Consider the following 14,137-nt stretch of genomic DNA (forward strand, 5'->3'; position numbering starts at 1 on the left):
TTTTTGACTCAGGCGTTTAGTCAGCCAACGTGGCGTTGTCGATCACGAAGCGATACTTGACGTCACCCTTGAGCATTCGCTCATAGGACTCGTTTATCTGATCGGCTCGAACTAGCTCGATGTCGGCGACGATGCCGTGCCCGGCACAGAAATCCAGCATCTCCTGAGTCTCGGGAATGCCGCCGATCATCGAACCGGCAATCGTTCGGCGCTTCATGATCAGGTTGAATACGTTCGGCGACGGATGCGGCGATGCGGGCGCACCGACAAGAGTCAGCGCGCCATAGCGCTTGAACAGAACCAGGAAGGCATCGAGATCGTGTGGGGCTGCGACGGTGTTGAGAATGAAGTCAAAGCTCTTGGCATGCGCGGCCATTTCTTCAGCATTGTGCGACACGACAACCTCGTTGGCGCCCAATTGCTTCGCTGCCTCGCGCTTGGACTCTGAGGTAGTGAACGCTACGACGTGGGCGCCCATCGCATGCGCCAGTTTGATGCCCATGTGGCCTAGGCCGCCGATGCCCACCACGCCGATTTTCTTGCCCGGCCCGGCGTTCCAGTGACGAAGCGGGGAGTACGTGGTAATGCCCGCACACAACAGCGGTGCGACGGCGGCCAATTGGTCTTCGGGATGGTGGATGCGCAGTACGTAACGTTCATGCACCACAATATTTTGCGAGTAGCCGCCGAGTGTCCAGCCGGGTATGTCCGGGGTCGGGAAGTTGTAGGTGCCGACCATGCCGTCGCAGTAATTTTCCAGGCCCGTGGCACAGTCAACACAGTGTTTGCAGCTGTCGACAATGCAACCGACACCGACAAGATCACCGACAGTGAAGTTCGAAACATGCGCACCCACCGCCGATACGCGGCCGACAATTTCATGCCCAGGTACGCAGGGAAATTGCGTGCCTGCCCACTCGGCACGCACCTGATGCAGATCCGAATGGCAGATACCACAAAAGGCGATATCGATCTGAACATCATGGGCGGCGGGTGCACGGCGACTGATCTGCAGCGGCTCAAGAGGTCTGTCGCCCGCATGAGCACCATAGGCTTGTACAAGCATGGGAAAGTCCTGAATGGCTTTGTCGGATGTACATTTTCCCTATCTGCCCAAGCGCCCTGTAGTGCATTCCGCTGGATTACTTGCCTGATTCTATGAGTCTCGGTTTTTTCGCACGACGGTCGCCAGCTGGCGAGTTAGAGTTCAGCGGAGAGGTACAAGACGAACATGACGAACAATCACGAAACCGCCGCTGCACACACATCGCCCCAAAAAGCGCTCGCGTATAGCATAGGTGCTCGGATCTCAAAGCCCGGTGACTACGCTACTTCGATTGCTGGCCTGGGCTTTTATCGGCGTGAACATCCTTCTCCCCCCGTCGTTTGCATGGTCGAGCCAAGCATCATTCTTGTCGCTCAGGGCGAGAAGCAGCTGTGGGTAGGCGGCGAAGGTTATCCATATGACACGTCGCGATTTCTGGTCACGTCATTGGACTTGCCTGCCAATTCAGAGGTGCTCACCGCAAGCCCGGAACGGCCATGCCTGGGGCTGACGTTGAAGCTCGATCTGCGCATGCTGGCTGAGCTGATAGCGCAAAGTGACCTGCCGCCAACCCGTGATCGATCAGTTGCGAAGGGTGTAGGAATTGGTTCAGTGACCCCGGCAATGCTGGCGTCATTCGAGCGCTTATTGGCACTGCTTGATGAGCCGGAGTCCATCCCTGTTCTCGCTCCCTTAATCCAACGCGAGATTCACTACCGTCTCTTGCAGAGTGATCAGGCGGGCAGACTACGACAAATCACATCCGTCGATGGCCAGGGTTACCGGATCGCCAAAGCCATCGATTGGCTGAAGTTGAATTACACCTTGGCACTTCGCGTCGATGAACTGGCGGCCCGAGTGCAGATGAGCACACCGACTTTTCACCACCACTTCCGCCAACTCACCGCAATGAGCCCCTTGCAGTACCAGAAATGGCTGCGATTGAATGAGGCAAGGCGATTGATGCTCAATGAACATCAGGACGTATCCAGTGCGGCTTTCAAGGTCGGCTATGAAAGCCCGTCCCAGTTCAGCCGCGAATACAGCCGGTTGTTTGGCGTACCTCCCAAGCGGGATATTGCGGTGTTGCGAGGGCAGGGGTAGCGGCATAAATGCGCATGAGCGGCATTTGAACGGAGAGAGCGTTTGTTGGTTGGGAAACTGTCGACTGTCCGCTCTTTCCGACACCCTGAGGCAAACATCACTCCGGTGTCATGAGCACCGCTAGCGTCATGTTTATGAACTCTTTGTTCCTACTGATGGCCTCCAGTGAACCCCGAACGTTCTGGGCTATGTCACCCGATCCACGCTGCTCAATCCAAAGCGTGAGCTCCATGATGGCGGCCTCAAGGGCGAGTTGATTTTGGTTGATCTTGAAAAGCAGGGAAGGGAGCAGGTCTGCGACATAGCAAGTCCTCCATGGAAAAGAAAAGCGTAGCAGGAGGTGATGCTAAAGACCGGGCAGTCCATGACTGCGCTATAGGCATTCACCAATCCCGAATAGTCATCCGCAATAGGCGTGCCGAAACGAGTGGATCATAGGCTCCGGGACATACGACTTACACCACTCTGACGTGGATGCTCGGCATTCAGCAGTGAACAAACAGCATCTGCCTCTGCCCTGACCTTGAACACGCCATGCTTGCTAGCTGAGCCTCCCTCGACGAGATCAACGACCCTATATCGCTTACTGCCATCCTCCAGCCCGGTGGTCTCGATGACCCTGAATCTTGGGTGCATGGTGCGTTCCCTGCTAAAAGAATTAGTGCTCTAGGAGTACCGGTATGACTCCATGATTTCAACAAGTATGCAGGACTGAGCTGAGACAATTTATGACAGCGCGTCGTGGCTCTCATTTCTTCAACTGCCGACGGCTAGCTGCGATGGAGTGTTTTGCCGAACAGGCATCAACACCTTTTCAGCGTCTCTTATGAATCCTCATTCGGGTTGCGTCATTTGCATTGCTACCACGTTGTATTGGAACGCAACCTCTCTAAACCAATACTTCCGTCAGAGGCCGTCGTAAAACTGAAATATTTCGGTCATAGAATTGACACGACTTCTTACATTTTCTTCAGTCGGCCTTTGGCCTTTTTCATGGATGAGCAAGTCCCATGCGTCGTGTTGTGTTCAATCAGAAAGGAGGCGTTGGAAAATCCAGCATTGCCTGCAACCTTGCCGCAGTGAGTGCTGCCGAAGGCTACCGCACGCTGCTGGTTGATCTCGATCCCCAGGCAAATTCAACTCACTATCTCACCGGCCTGATAAACGAATGCATCCCAGCGGGCATCGCCGATTTTTTCAAACAAACATTGTCCGGTGGCTTCGAAGGCAGAAGGAATCGAGTGGTCATCACCGATACCTCCTACGACAACCTTCACTTGGTGACTGCCAGCCCCGACCTGTCAGACCTCCAGTCAAAACTCGAGAGCAAATACAAGATCAATAAGCTGCGCAAGTTACTGGTTGAGCTGTCCGAGGATTATGAGCGCATCTATATCGATACTCCTCCGTCACTGAACTTCTACACATTCAGCGCGCTGGTGGCTGCGGACAGTTTGCTTATCCCATTCGATTGCGACAGCTTCTCTCGCCAGGCGCTGTACCGCGTCATTGCACAGGTAGACGAGCTACGTCTTGATCACAATGAATCACTGAAAGTGGAAGGAGTGGTGGTCAACCAGTTCACCGGGCAAACCGGCTTTCACCAAAATCTCGTTGATGAGCTGCTGGCCGAGGGTTTACCTGTGCTACCGATTTACCTGAGCAGCTCCGTCAAGATGCGCGAATCTCACGAGGTTTCAGTGCCCATCATTCATTTAGCCCCTCGGCATAAGCTTTCGCTGGAGTTTTTTGGTTTGCTGGATGCCCTGGAGCGAGCCGCTTAAGGCTGACTTTGCGGAGTGCTACCCCAAAGACATCCCAGCATATGGAAAACGGCGTCAGCGATGCGAGTGAGGGATGGTTGAACTCACTCAGAGCACATTTAACAGAAGCTCTAGCTGTCCATGCTCTCAGGCACTCCATTGCTCAACTGGTTCAGTGCCATAGCGCTGCCAGGTTTCAAGAGACCTGACACGGCTGTCATCACGGACGAGTTATCCCTGCTTGGTAGAGAAAATCGCTGGCATTTGAAGATGTCTGTAAATGGCCAAAAACCTCAGGCCGAAGGTGAAAATCAAAGCAATCCAACCGGCGATCCAGACCGACGGGAATATGTTGCGCAACACAACATACAGGGTGCATCCCAACAAGATTGGCGTGGCGTATATCTCACGTGACATCAACAGTGAGACTCTGCCGGCCAGGACATCGCGTGCTATACCGCCACCAATGCTGGTCAGCACGCCCATCATCACTGCCAAAGGCGCAGTGAGGTGTAATGCCAGCACTTTCTCCGTAGCAGCTAACCCGAACAGTGCAGCTGCCAAACCATCGAGATAGAGGAGCAGGCGGTAACGTCGTTGTAATTTTTTAGTCAGAAAAAACGCCAGCAGTGCAGCAATTAAGGCGGCCCAAATGTAATTGAAGTCTGCAATCCAGAAGATCGGAAGATCCAGCAGCAGATCCCTTATCGTGCCACCACCAATAGCGGTAATGATGCCAAGCACCACAGCACCGAACAAATCGACATCGGCTTTTTGGATCGCCAGAACACCGGTGATGGAAAACACGGCAATACCTAGCATTTCCTGAAAATAAAGCATCCACTGTTCCTTTCTCAGGTTAGCCCTGAACGTTGGCCTTCTCTGTTAATACCTTCATACGGCGATCAAGAAGCGACTACAAAAATTATTACTGATTTGAAGACGAGATCGCGCTTCATAAGCCCGGATAATCATCCAGCGCAAGGCTAGGCTCACCATCGTCCACTGGCTCACGCACAGGCTTACGTATCACTACAGCTTCAGCATCCGCACGCATCTGTTCGAGCTCCTTGTGAAACGCCTTGTCCTGAACCGTGGGCCTGCTGGTGTAGGGTTTTCGTTCTGGTTCAGGCTTGGCTGCATTAGTCGTTACCGCGTCAGGGGCGTGCTGTAGCTTTTCTTGCCCATAGCTCTTTCATATCGTCCATCCATTAAAAAAAGAACCCCTTAGCCCCAGATAACATGATTTTTCACGCGCTCAAGCCTTCCATATAGTCATCGCAAGCCCAATCGGAACACATTTGTGTTTCATCGATGCGAGATAAATTTATGGATGACAAAATAAAACCCGGTCAGAGCCAGAGTGCTGGTTTGGGGACGCGAGTGGTTTGGGGAGGGGAGCAAGTTCAGCATCCCTACAACGCCACCCAGACTCCCATCGTAGTCAGCGCTGCCTACGGTTACCATGACATCGATAAATGGTATGACGTGGCATTGGGTAAAGAACCTGGCTTCATTTACAGTCGCATGAGCAACCCTACTGTCTCTGTCTTAGAAGACAAACTCAGCGAGCTTGAAAGCGCAGAGTCGGCTGTCGCGTTCAGTACCGGGATGGCTGCAATCAGTGGTGTGCTGCATACCTTCCTGTCCTGTGGTCAGCGTGTGGTTTCTACCCGCGACAGCTACGGTGGCACAAACAAGATCTTCGAAGAGTTTCTCCCTCGCATGGGAGTCGAGGTCACGCTTTGCAAAACGCTCGACACGGAAGCTATCGAGCATGAGATCACTAAAGGCTGCAATGTCCTTTACCTGGAAACCCCGACGAACCCAACACTGAAGGTTCTGGATATACGACGTCTAGTGGCGGCGGCGAAGCGTGTTGGGGCTTTGGTCATAGCAGACAATACGTTCGCGACGCCTTTGAATCAGAATCCCCTTGCTCTCGGGGTAGATGTGGTAGTGCACAGTGCTACCAAGTTCCTGTCCGGTCATGGCGATGTGCTTGGCGGTGTGGTCTGCGGCAACGAGCATCTTATGTCTCAAGTTCGCCATTACCGCGAAATTAATGGGGCCTCGCTGGATCCGTTCTCGGCTTATCTCATCATCCGGGGCATCAAGACTCTGGCTTTGCGTCTCCGCCAGCAACAGGTGAGCGCGCAAGCACTGGCCGAGTACCTATGCACCGAGCCGCTGGTTGAGTCTGTGAACTATCCGGGACTGCCTCAACATCGAGGTCATGTCATTGCTCGCTCGCAGATGCGCGGATTTGGCGCAATTGTCAGCTTCGTGCTGGTAGGGGGCATGGACACAGTGACTCGTTTGCTACCGCTGCTTAAGTATGCCCATCGGGCGGGTAACTTAGGAGCGGTTGAAACCATCTACGGGCCGGCACGGACAACCAGCCACGTGGAAAACACCTTGGAGGAACGCGAGGCACTTGGAATTTCTGAGGGCTTGGTTAGGGTCTCCGTGGGTATTGAAGATACGGCCGATTTGTTAGCTGATCTTAAACAAGCATTCACGTTGGTTCGCAGTAAACAGGGGCATGCAAGCCACCACACTGGTAACACCGAGCGTTTCACTGAGGTGGGAACCTGAACTCGGGTAAGACTTCCGATTTTTTTATCGGTCAGTCTTTCATGAATGGTGAAAACAATAACAACTAGCGACAATCTAATTGTACTGCTTAATAGCCGGTTGCAAGAATTTTTGTCCGAACACTTCATGAGAATATAGCTATGTCCACTCAAATAAAAAATGATCAGTCCGATGCAGGGTTAAACTTTAAGAAAGAGATGCAAACCCGTCACATTGTTATGTTGGCGTTGGGCGGTGTTATCGGTACGGGATTATTCCTTACTTCCGGTTACACCGTTAATCAGGCAGGGCCACTCGGCGCGGTAATTGCCTACATCATCGGTGCGGTGATGGTGTATCTGGTAATGGTCTGTCTCGGTGAGTTGGCGGTACAGATGCCAGAAACCGGATCTTTCAGTACCTACGCAACTCGATACTTGGGCCCAGGTACGGGCTATACGGTGGCGTGGCTGTACTGGCTCACTTGGGCAGTAGCTATTGGCTCTGAATTTACGGCTGCGGGCATCCTGATGGTTCGGTGGTTCCCTGATACACCGGTCTGGATTTGGAGCGCGTTTTTTGCCATTGCGGTCTTTTTAAGCAACGTTGTATCTGTTCGTCTGTTTGCGGAGACTGAATTCTGGCTTTCGCTCATTAAAGTTCTGACCGTTATCACTTTTATCGTGATTGGTGGTGGGGCTATTTGCGGTCTCTTCCAAGTACAGCATTTGCAGGGCGCTGGACTCTCCAACTTTACCCGTGAAGGGCTTTTTCCGACAGGTTTCTTACCCATTGCGATGACACTTCTAGCTGTCTCCTTCGCATTTTCTGGGACTGAGCTTATCGGGATTGCTGCAGGTGAAGCACAGGATCCTCAGACAAGCGTTCCCAAGGCGATCCGCACGACGGTAGTACGTTTGGCGCTGTTCTTCGTGGGTACCATTTTCGTACTCGCGACCTTGCTGCCCCGCGAGCAGGCTGGAGTCATTGAAAGTCCGTTCGTGATGGTGTTCGAGCTGATTGGCATCCCATATTCAGCTGACATTATGAACTTCGTCATTCTCACCGCGTTGATTTCCGCCGCTAACTCGGGACTGTATGCGGCTTCGCGCATGCTTTGGACGTTGAGTGATCAAGGACACATGCCTAAGCGCTACGCTAGCCTTTCGCGCCGGGGCACACCGGTTAACGCGATCGTTTTGAGTATGGCGGGTGCGATGGCGTCGCTGCTCAGCAGTGTGCTTGCCCCTGATACGGTTTACTTGGCCCTGGTGTCGATTTCGGGTCTCGCGGTCGTGATCGTGTGGATGAGCATCGCCGCGAGCCAAATTGCCTTCCGACGCCAATACGTCGCCAATGGCGGGCGAGTTGAGGATCTGCATTTCCGTGTGCGCGGCTACCCTTGGGTTCCTATTGGTGCTCTGTTGTGTTGCTTGCTGGCCTGCGTCGGCATTGCTTTTGATCCTGAACAGCGAGTGGCTCTTTATTTCGGTCTTCCATTTATAGCGTGGTGCTACTTCGTTTATTGGATCACTCGCAAGAAGCGAGAAGAGCGGTTGGCATTAGCAGCGGCTGCACATCATTCTGCTGGTGCAGCGTGAATAGCTCAGGCGATGATTGAACAGAGATAAGTCCCGATGAGGTTGCGCCGATGAGTCAAAAATCACTACCGCCCTTGAATTGGCTCAGGGCATTCGAAGTGTCGGCGCGGTACTTGAATTTCACCCATGCAGCGGAGGAGCTGCACCTGACTCAAGGTGCAGTAAGTCAGCAGATCCGTCAGTTAGAGGGTCACCTCGGGGTGGCGCTATTCAAGCGCCTACCCCGAGGGCTTGGCTTGACTGAAGAGGGGCAGTCGTACCTGCCGGTAGTACAAGACGCGATCAGCCGTCTTGCAGTGGGTACAAACGAGATTTTTGGCCAGCACAATCGAAGGCATGTGAAGGTGCGTGGCAGCCTTTCGTTCCTTCACTATTGGTTGGCCCCTCGGCTCGCAGATTTTTGTCGAGAGTTTCCCCAAATCGACATCCGATATATCAGCAACATTTGGGTGAAAGAACCGGACGGAGAGGATGACTTGGAAATTCGCTGGGGATGCGGTGAGTGGTCGGGATTGCACTCTCAGCGATTAACTTGGGACATCCTCCAGCCCGTTTGCTCGCCAGAGCTTACGGCCAGCTCACCGATACGTGAGCCTCGCGATTTGATGAACCATTCTTTGCTACATGTGTTGGGGTACGAGGAAGGTTGGGGTTACTGGTTGAGGCGGGTTGGAGCAGACGAAGTCGATTATTCCCGTGGTCTTCAGTTCGACACACTGATTTCCACAATCCGCATGGCAGAACTGGGTCAGGGTGTTGCCTTAGCTCGGTCTTCCGTAGTGGAAGATTTACTCAAGAGTGGACACCTAATTGCTCCATTCAGTCACCGAATCGAGGCCAGCGAATCTTTTTATCTAGTGCGCGAGCAGGCAGAGGAACTCTCGCCGGATGCAGCGACTTTTTCTACTTGGTTGGTGGCTCAAGCCCACCGCCTTTTGTAATTCTGATCTGGAGTCATCATGCATTACGTAAGCACACGCGGCGGTGACGTGCGGGCGGACTTTCGCAGTGTGGTTCTGTCGGGGCTTGCCGAAGATGGCGGTCTCTATGTCCCAGCAAGTTTGCCTGTCTTCACTGAGAAGCAGATTGCCAGTTGGTCGTGGTTACCATTCGATGAGCTGGTCTGGCGAGTAGTCTCTCCCTACGTTGGCTCTTCCATAGACGAAAGCACTCTGCGTGCTTTGCTGAGCGACAGCTATCGAAACTTTAACCACCGCGCTATTACGCCGCTTGAGCAGATTGGCCATAACGAGTGGATACTCCAGCTGTTTCATGGCCCGACCCATTCTTCCAAAGATTTCGCTGCGCAACTGCAATCGCGCTTGGTGGAGCATTTCTTGGGTGAGGTCGGTGGAGAGGCGCTGATCATCGGTGCGACCAATGGCGATACTGGGCTGGCTGCGCTTGAGGCGTTTGCTAACTGCCCGGGCACTCGCATGGCGATACTGTATCCGCGCAATGGGCTACCGTCTGAGCAACTCTCTGCCCTGCAGGCGGCAGACCCTGAGCGGGTTCAGATTTTTCCAGTAGACGGTAATTTTGACGACTGCCAGACGTTGGTCTCTCGACTCTTCCGTGACTGGCCCTTAGATCGGGTAATACCGATCTGTTTCAACTCCACCAACTGGGTCGGCGTTCTCGCGCAGATCGTTTTTTATTTCCACGCTGCCTTGCAGCTGGGAGGAGGGACACGTCCTGTAGGCTTCAGCGTTCCAGCGGCCAGCTCAGCTGAAATCTACGCCGGCTACATTGCTCAGAAAATGGGATTACCAATCAACCAGGTGATCATTTCTACTAACAGTAATGATGCACTTCACCAGTTCATTCATCGCAATCGCTACTCGACCCGAGTGAGCAACCGAACGTTGTCTCCTGCAATGGATTTCTCCCTGTTCTCAAACTTGGAGCGGTTCATTTGGGAGCTGTATGGGCACGATGGGAGTTCAGCGAAGGCGCTAATGGAGCATTTTGAGGACTGCGGCGAGTTAAGCATCGGCAACCAGCAGTGGCTCCGAGCCCGAGTTCTGTTCGATTCCTATGCAGTAGACGAATCACAGGTTCGCGACGAAGTCGTCAAGTTGTTCCGTGAGACCGGGTCTGCAATCGATCCACATACCGCTGTGGGCGTACTGGCTGGCCGAATTCATCGACGCAGTCTGGGGGCTCCGATGGTGACCTTTGGGCAAATTGCTCCGGCCAAGTCTGCGGCCCTATTGTCCGAGTTAGGTGTCTGGCAGGGAGAGGTGCCGACGATTCCTGACATTTTTGCTCAGCCACCGTACTTGGCTAAAGGAGATCTAGACGGTCTATGCCAGGCCCTCTTGTTGGCGCAGCAGAGGCACGTATGAAGCGCATTCTGGATCCGCTGGATGAGCGCATACTTGCCGAACTCACAGCGAATGCTCGAATCGCCCATGTTGAGCTGGGCGCCAAGGTCAACTTGTCTCGCAATGCTGTGCGGCAGCGCATTGAGCGTCTTGAGCGAGACGGCGCCATCCAGGGTTATACGGTACGTCTCGGTGATTCCCGACGGCCTTCATCGCTGATCAGTGCAGTGATCTTTGTCTACCGCCACGACCGCATGCGTGGAGAAGAGGTACTTGCCGCGCTGCGCTCGCTCCCCGAGGTGGTTCAGTGTGAAGTCTTGAGTGGTGAATTTGATTTGATGCTTCGAGTCAATGCAGCATCCCCCGAACGTGTCCACCTCGTTTGGAAGGAAATCTCTGCGATGCCTGGGGTGGAAAATACCGTCACCTCATTCGTCCTTTCTGCAGTGTTTTGAGCACAAAAAACCAGAGGCGTTTCTGTCCCTGTACACACCTCCTTAACCCGCCTTGCGCAGTCACCTAGACGAAAGCGACCAAGCCGTTGATGGATTTTCCGGAATCAACGGCTTTGAGTAGAGGCAGACGATTTGTAGCTAGGCACCCGATAGTTTCTGAAGCGGTTGCCTCTGTATTCATGCACACCGTGACGCAGCCGGTCATGGTAGCAGCAGCCGCTCATTCTGGTCGTGCTGTGTCAGTCTCGCTGGTTGAACAATAGGCGAGCTCCTTCTCCCCCCCCCTCCCGATAGCGCATACCGATGAGCCCGGGCTCAAGCTTGCTCCCTCGGTCTCATAGGTCGAGCTGGCTAAATCTATTGAGCGCTAGCGTCAGAGATGGAGGTCAGTCAGGCCAGGGCTTACTAATCACGGATTGCGATACTTGGTGACGCTCGGTTTTGTCTTAGCCGCGTGCATTTCTCTCATTCACCTCAATATCTCAAAGCTACAACACAACTCTTCATTTGGGTTCTGTCCATTGAGCAGTATTTCTGCACGGGCAAAACGACCAACAAATACAGCACTCTGCCATATTCAACTGCCAGAGCCCGACTCTTACGATGTTCCTATCGAACAACGTCTAAGAGGACTGCTTTCATGACTGAATACAAAATTGCTCTGGTGGGTTTTGGTGGCGTCAACCGTGGCCTGGCTCAACTGGTTGTAGATCGCAACGCCGAGTGGAAAGCATCTCTGGGTTTTGGTATCAAAATCGTTGGTGTGACTGATCTTTTTCTCGGTTCCATCGTTGCTAAGGATGGTCTGGATGCAAAGCAGTTGGTCGCTCTGCCTATCGAGAAGGGAGCATTCGCTCAACTGCCAGGAGGCACTGCCGAGGCGCTCAACGAAACCATCATTAAGCATTCTGGTGCTGACATGATTGCTGAAGCCACCTTCACCAACCCTGTCGATGGTGAGCCCGCTACTACGTTCTGCCGCTGGGCACTGGAAAGCGGCATCCATGTTGTGACTACCAACAAGGGGCCAATTGCGTTGCACGGCGCTGAGCTTAAGGAATTGGCCCGTCATAATGGTGTTGCCTTCGAGTACGAAGGTTCGGTTATGAGCGGTACGCCTGTGATCCGCCTGGCAAGACAGGCTCTGGCAGGTGCAGAAGTTCAAGGCTTTGAAGGCATCCTCAACGGGACTTCCAACTACGTGCTGACCCGCATGAAAGACGGCCTGACTTTTAACGACGCAGTCGCCCAGGCTCAACAGCTCGGCTATGCCGAGGCCGACCCAACTGCCGATGTGGAGGGGTTTGACGTCCGCCTCAAGGTGGTGATCCTCGCCAACGAACTGCTCAATGCTCGATTGCGCGTCAGCGATGTGGCTTGCTCGGGTATTAGCAGCATCAGTCCAGAAGACATCGCTCGGGCAAGTGCCAACGGTGCAAGTTGGAAGCTGATTGGTTCTGCAAATCGCGAAGTTGATGGCTCGGTTCGAGCGAGTGTGGAGGCTCGACTGCTGCCGAATTCGCATCCTCTTGCAGGTATTTCCGGTGCCACGAACGCGGTGTCGTTCAATACTGCACTGCTGGGTGCCGTCACTGTATCCGGCCCTGGAGCGGGTCGTATCGAGACTGCCTTTGCGTTGCTGTCAGACATCATCGCCATCCATACCACCCACGGCAAATAATGGAGAGTAGTCATGAGCGTATCCAGCATGGCCAACATCCAGCTTGTTGATGCCAAACAGATTGATGTGTTCAGTCCATACGATGGTCGCCTGGTGGGACGCGTCCCTTGCCTCGATGCAACCGATGTTCCTTGCTTGCTGGAGCGTGCGCGAATTGGCGTGCGTGAGAGCGCGGCAATGCCTCGTCACCTCCGTGCACGCATCCTTGAGGAAGCGGCTCGGCGTGTAGAGCTTGAGGCTGAATCGTTTGCCAAACTCATTGTTGCAGAGGCGGGAAAGACGCTGCGACAAGCAGAGAAGGAAGTGAAGCGTTGTGTGAACACGCTGAAGCTATCGGCGGAAGAGGCTCGTCGTAACGCCGGGGAAGTGATTCCATTTGAGGCATATGAAGGCTCCGAATCGCGCCAAGGTTGGTTCACTCGCGAACCGTTGGGGCTTATCGTCGCGATCACCCCATACAACGATCCGCTGAACTTGGTCGCCCATAAACTCGGCCCGGCCATCGCCGGTGGCAATGCTGTGATCCTCAAACCCTCAGAGCTCGCACCGTTGTCGGCTCTCAAGCTGGTTGAGTGCCTGGTGGAAGCGGGCCTGCCTCCGTCCGTGGTAACCTTGGCGACCGGAGGCGTCGATCTGGGTAAAGCATTGGTAGAGTTGCGCGAAGTGCGGATGATTTCATTCACGGGTGGTTTTGCAACTGGAGAGTCCATTGCTCGTAGTGCAGGCTTGAAGAAGCTGGCCATGGATCTGGGGGGGAATGCACCGGTTCTCGTGCTCGAAGACTGTGATCTTGAACCGAGCGTAGAGTCTTGCGTATCTGGTGCCTTCTGGGCAGCAGGACAGAACTGCATCGGCACGCAGCGTATCCTCGTACACAGTTCAATCTACGAAGATTTCCGTGAGCGTTTTGTCAGCCAATCGCGTGCATTGGTACTTGGCGATCCTGATCAGCGAGCAACGGATGTTGGCCCGATGATTACGGAGCAGGCGGCTCGTCGCACCGAACAATTGGTGAATGAAGCGCTGGCCGAGGGTGCTCTTCTTCTGTGCGGACACCATCGCCAAGTGGGAAGCTATGCACCGACCGTGCTGGAGCGTGTAAGCCATAACAGTAGGATTTGGCAGCAGGAAGTCTTCGCGCCGGTGGTCATCTTAGAGTCTTTTGACCACCTAGATGATGCTGTTGCTCTGGCCAACGCTCCAGAGTACAGCTTGCATGCGGGACTGTTCACACGTGATCTTTCCAAGGCCTTGAAATTAGCGCGTCAAATTGAAGCCGGTGGCGTGATGATCAATGATTCTTCCGATTATCGTTTCGATGCCATGCCTTTCGGTGGCTTCAAGTACGGAAGTCTGGGGCGAGAAGGTGTTCGATTTGCCTATGAGGACATGACGCAACCCAAAGTGGTCTGCATCAATGAAATGAGTTGAGCCTTCAAAGTAACTAATTACCGTCGACCTTTACATCGGGTGAAGTCGCTCGCCCCATGACACCCGATGTTTTTTCTCAACACTGACTGATCCGCACTGTTCATGACGCGGGTGGTTTATCGTTCGCTTGGGGTTGTAGGCATTCACCGCCAG

At 53.7% G+C, this 14,137-nt stretch carries 12 protein-coding genes; 9 read left to right on the forward strand and 3 right to left on the reverse strand.

Annotated features, from left to right (window positions below; translation table 11 throughout):
- Nucleotides 1-16 precede the first annotated feature (16 nt).
- Nucleotides 17-1,066, reverse strand: coding sequence for an NAD(P)-dependent alcohol dehydrogenase (locus AC1MEE_RS09995; RefSeq protein ID WP_480415177.1), 1,050 nt, complete (start codon nt 1,064-1,066; stop codon nt 17-19).
- Between the two features lie 165 nt (nt 1,067-1,231).
- Here AC1MEE_RS09995 and AC1MEE_RS10000 point away from each other — a divergent pair, with 165 nt between their 5' ends.
- Nucleotides 1,232-2,149, forward strand: coding sequence for an AraC family transcriptional regulator (locus AC1MEE_RS10000; protein WP_480415178.1), 918 nt, complete (start codon nt 1,232-1,234; stop codon nt 2,147-2,149).
- Between the two features lie 97 nt (nt 2,150-2,246).
- Here the strand turns inward: AC1MEE_RS10000 and AC1MEE_RS10005 are convergent, their stop codons facing one another.
- Complete coding sequence (locus AC1MEE_RS10005) at nt 2,247-2,486, reverse strand: hypothetical protein (protein WP_480416198.1); 240 nt, start codon at nt 2,484-2,486, stop codon at nt 2,247-2,249.
- A 673-nt stretch (nt 2,487-3,159) separates the two neighbouring features.
- On the opposite strand from AC1MEE_RS10005, the gene AC1MEE_RS10010 reads away from it, so the two are divergent.
- A complete protein-coding gene (locus tag AC1MEE_RS10010; protein ID WP_480415179.1) occupies nt 3,160-3,933 on the forward strand; it encodes a ParA family protein in 774 nt (257 codons plus the stop codon).
- Nucleotides 3,934-4,143: 210 nt separating this feature from the next.
- On the opposite strand, the gene AC1MEE_RS10015 is transcribed toward AC1MEE_RS10010, so the two are convergent.
- Nucleotides 4,144-4,752, reverse strand: a complete 609-nt coding sequence (locus AC1MEE_RS10015) for a trimeric intracellular cation channel family protein (protein ID WP_480415180.1) — start codon at nt 4,750-4,752, stop codon at nt 4,144-4,146.
- 489 nt (nt 4,753-5,241) lie between these two features.
- Here AC1MEE_RS10015 and AC1MEE_RS10020 point away from each other — a divergent pair, with 489 nt between their 5' ends.
- The 7 genes from AC1MEE_RS10020 to AC1MEE_RS10050 all read left to right on the forward strand — a co-directional run bounded on the left by AC1MEE_RS10020 (nt 5,242) and on the right by AC1MEE_RS10050 (nt 13,984).
- Nucleotides 5,242-6,510, forward strand: a complete 1,269-nt coding sequence (locus tag AC1MEE_RS10020; protein WP_480415181.1) for a cystathionine gamma-synthase family protein — start codon at nt 5,242-5,244, stop codon at nt 6,508-6,510.
- 140 nt (nt 6,511-6,650) lie between these two features.
- Complete coding sequence (locus AC1MEE_RS10025; RefSeq protein WP_480415182.1) at nt 6,651-8,090, forward strand: amino acid permease; 1,440 nt, start codon at nt 6,651-6,653, stop codon at nt 8,088-8,090.
- A gap of 50 nt (nt 8,091-8,140) precedes the next feature.
- Complete coding sequence (locus AC1MEE_RS10030; protein ID WP_480415183.1) at nt 8,141-9,031, forward strand: LysR substrate-binding domain-containing protein; 891 nt, start codon at nt 8,141-8,143, stop codon at nt 9,029-9,031.
- A gap of 18 nt (nt 9,032-9,049) precedes the next feature.
- Entirely contained in the window at nt 9,050-10,438 is a 1,389-nt protein-coding gene (thrC, locus tag AC1MEE_RS10035; protein WP_480415184.1) for a threonine synthase, read from the forward strand.
- Entirely contained in the window at nt 10,435-10,872 is a 438-nt protein-coding gene (locus AC1MEE_RS10040) for an Lrp/AsnC family transcriptional regulator (protein ID WP_480415185.1), read from the forward strand. The genes thrC and AC1MEE_RS10040 overlap by 4 nt, the downstream gene beginning before the upstream one ends.
- A 640-nt stretch (nt 10,873-11,512) precedes the next feature.
- Nucleotides 11,513-12,553 carry a homoserine dehydrogenase gene (locus AC1MEE_RS10045; RefSeq protein WP_480415186.1) on the forward strand — a complete coding sequence of 347 codons (1,041 nt, stop codon included), beginning with the start codon at nt 11,513-11,515 and terminating at the stop codon, nt 12,551-12,553.
- Nucleotides 12,554-12,565: 12 nt separating this feature from the next.
- Nucleotides 12,566-13,984 carry an aldehyde dehydrogenase family protein gene (locus AC1MEE_RS10050; protein WP_480415187.1) on the forward strand — a complete coding sequence of 473 codons (1,419 nt, stop codon included), beginning with the start codon at nt 12,566-12,568 and terminating at the stop codon, nt 13,982-13,984.
- The last annotated feature ends 153 nt before the right edge of the window (nt 13,985-14,137 follow it).

The sequence above is a fragment of the Pseudomonas sp. ASL3 genome, assembly GCF_056680425.1.